General features: G+C 42.9%; 2 protein-coding genes. One reads left to right on the plus strand and one right to left on the minus strand.

Translation table 11 applies throughout. The features are described from left to right. Positions 1-279 precede the first annotated feature (279 nt). Positions 280-1,683, minus strand: a complete 1,404-nt coding sequence (locus P5674_RS23695; protein WP_315643022.1) for a recombinase — start codon at positions 1,681-1,683, stop codon at positions 280-282. Between the two features lie 346 nt (positions 1,684-2,029). Here P5674_RS23695 and P5674_RS23700 point away from each other — a divergent pair. Further along, the coding region (locus tag P5674_RS23700) for a recombinase (protein ID WP_315670344.1) at positions 2,030-3,395 on the plus strand (1,366 nt) is incomplete at its 3' end.

Here is a 3,395-nt window from a genome sequence, read left to right on the forward strand (position 1 = left end):
GGATATGCACTAATTGTCCCGTGTGCTAAGACTGAATGGAGTGCATTTTGAGTGTGACGGTACGACTATCGGGTTAAGTGAATTCCCGCTATCGCAGTCAGGGTAACGCCATAGAAAAAACGAGCCTGGAGGGATTTGAACCCTTCATAAAGGCTATAACCCCTATTCTACCGTTACTCTAGTGCACTCAAAAGCGATCGCACATTTAGGAGTTAGTGCAAAAGGAAAACCCCCTAGGTATTTAGCCTAGAGGGTATTGTGTTGTGGGTTTATTGGGGATTAATCATCGAGTTGATATATTGCCCTAAGAATTGCCTTAACTTCTGGTAAATCTGGATTGATACCGATATTAATTAAGGCTTGTTTCCCCATATCTAGTGGCAATGGTTGCCTTTGATGTCGTGTCAGGATACCTAACTCTGTAGCCAGGTGGCGGCGTTTTTTGTACTTGCTGTCATTAACTGCAACACTATGACCAAATGAACGCGCTCTGATTTCTTGTGGTATCCCGTTCATTTCTCCTAGTTGGTTACCAAGGTGTTGGAAAGCATAAGTTTGAGTGAATCCCCAATCGTGACGTTCTAACCATTTACGGTGATTATCGTTAAACTTGCTAGGGTCTTTGGATTCTGTGATAGGTAGACAAACGTTATGAATCCCTAAGCGGTTAATCAGAGTCTTGTCTTTTGACATTGGGATAGCTAACCGCCAGCCTGTCTTGGTGCTACCACCAAAGTAAGTAAACTCACCAATAACCAGCACTAACTCAAGGTTGTTAGGGTCAGATACAGCCGGGAAAGTGATACCGTCAACCGTAATGGCTTTGGTTAAGTTTTGACCTGCCGCAACTTCTGACGGTCTCAACCCGTATAGGGTACACATCGCACTAACCCAGCACCAACCATCACGCGCATTATTGTCTGTGACAGAACGATAATCAGTGTTGCGTTCTTTGTCTAGTAAACTTAACAAGGTATCCAAGTCTATACTTTGGGATTCAGCAAATACTGTTTGGGTAGGGTCAATTTTTTCTAGCTTGTCCAGTGCTTTTTTGCAGCCAGCCCGTTCCGCTACCTGCCTTAACTTGTAATATCGGTCCTTAAAATCCTTATGTCCTACCGGGCTGCTACCGTCTGGCAATGGAGTATACAAGGTTTCTTTTATACCCTCCCAGGTAACGTAACTATCCCAGTTTGTAACTTTGTTAAATACATCTAAGAAACAGCGCTTAAAAGAGGCTCTGTCACTAGCTATATCACGGGAACGTTTGCGCTTAGTGTTTTTGTGAACTCCGTTAAAGTAATCATCCTCCATCTCTTTAAACACTTGACGGTAGGTGATTAAGTCATTCTTTAGGGGAGTTTTGTTTTCATCAAGGATAGTAGCCTTGTACCAGTCCAGCCATTCAGACACCGACTGAAATTGTCCGTCAAGGGATTTATGAACTAACCAAGCCTTGTCAACAGCCTTGCGGATACCCTCTGGGGTAAACTGACAATTACAGCCCCGTTGTTTACGTCCCCCCGTTTCCGGGTCAGTGGTGATGTCTAGTTGGATTGTCCCCCGGTTACGTTTAATCCTGACACCCTTGGGACATTGTTTGCGGGATAGATTAAAAAACTCAAGAATGTCTTGAAAGCCTTGATATGTACCACTGTGTGTACTGTTTGTACTTGCACTCATTTTGCACTAACTCCTAAATGTGCGATCGCCATTGAGTGCATTAGAATGGCGGTAGAATAGGGGTTATAGCTTTTATGGAGGGTTCAAATCCCTCCATGCTCGTTTTTTCTATGGCTTTATTGAGAAGGAGCCACAGACAACGGATTAACCCAAATACTTGTCGGTGTGAATGGGTAACTGTTTGCAAACATTAGGTAAGAGACTCATCGCCTTGTTGGTTTTTCCCCACAAGGTTAATTGTGAACGGAGAGGGAGGGATTCGAACCTGATACATAGCCTATAACCCCTATTCTACCGTTACTTAGGTGTTACTCAAAACCATAGCAGAGTAACAAGTGAGTAAAAAATGAGTAACGATATCAATACCCCTACAGTAGGGGGAAAGGGTAACTATGACGGGGGCTATGCTAGGTTCCTGAAAGCCTATCAAGACTTTAAAGGGGAATGTCCCAAAGGAGTGACACTCAAGTTACAAAAGTCCGGGGCTAGGTACAATCTGCTATTGCAGTTTAAGCAACCACCTACCGGGAAACGGCTACCCAAAACGGCTAACCTTGAGTGTACTCCAGAAGGGGTGATAGACGGCGTTAAGAAAGCTAAGTTGGTATCTGAAGCCCTAGGGACTATCACTAGCGCTAGTGAATTTTGGGATTGGTACGATAAAACCATCCTAGGGAAAAATCAGATTGAGAATAATCTGATAACCTACCGGGACATCTTTAAACAAATTGAGAATGAGTATTTTGCGGGGTACAACCGCAACACAGGAAGGAAACGTTCTCGCAATATCGCTAGTGACTTAGCAACTTACGAATCTACTAAAGAAGCATACTTCAGGCTGTTCCCTAACTGGGATGAATATCCTAGCTGGGAGAGTTTCAAGGCTATGCTATATATTCCCTTGCAGAATGGAGAACAATTAGTAGGCTCCAAAACCTTCAAGGAACGTTACTACATCTTAAAAGCCATAGCTGAGAAATCACCTAACAAAGAACACTTACTTAAAAAACTTGAACCTATTAACGCCAAACAAACACAATTCAGAAAGAAACAACGGATAGCTGTTGATGTATTTAAGGATTGGTGGTATAGCGCCAAACAAGAAGCCTATACTGTTAAAAACCCTCAACATCAATCATCCCGGCATAGTTGGTTATGGGTGACGGGTATGGCAGTAATGTACGGGTTAAGACCTACCGAGATAGCCGCCGCCGTTAATCTAACTAAGCCATTTGTAACTGAAGATGGCGTAATCATCAAAGCACTATCAGACCCTGATAATCAAGACAATTACTTGGTATTAGGAGATTACACTTACTTTACTGACTCAGAAGGTCGGAAAGTGAGTATCAAAACAGGGGGAAGGATTGTAGCTCCAATTCCCAGCCCTGAAATGTTTGAGTTCCTGGAATTGAAAAGACCCTTATTGCCAGAATATAGCCCGAAAAAAGGCAGTAAACCCAGAACCATAATCGGAGGGTTTGACAAAAAGTTTACCCACACAATTTTCTCTATGAAATGCCCGGTAACCCAGAAATATGCTTTTCGTAGGCTGTACAACCTGTTAGGTGAAAAGTATGGATTACCTATCGAGTTACGAGCTAGACTTATGGGACATAGCACAATCGTTAATGAAGGTAAATACAAGACAGAAGGCATTGACGCTACCTTAGAAGTCCTCAAAGGGGTTTCTAAGTTACCTATACCATTGA

Origin of the sequence: Limnospira sp. PMC 289.06 (assembly GCF_032350395.1) — a bacterium.
Taxonomy (GTDB): Bacteria; Cyanobacteriota; Cyanobacteriia; order Cyanobacteriales; family Microcoleaceae; genus Limnospira; species Limnospira platensis.

Bases quoted from the DNA above. Each gene is read 5' to 3' on its own strand.
- P5674_RS23695 (WP_315643022.1), bottom strand. From the start codon at position 1,683: ATGAGTGCAAGTACAAACAGTACACACAGTGGTACATATCAAGGCTTT.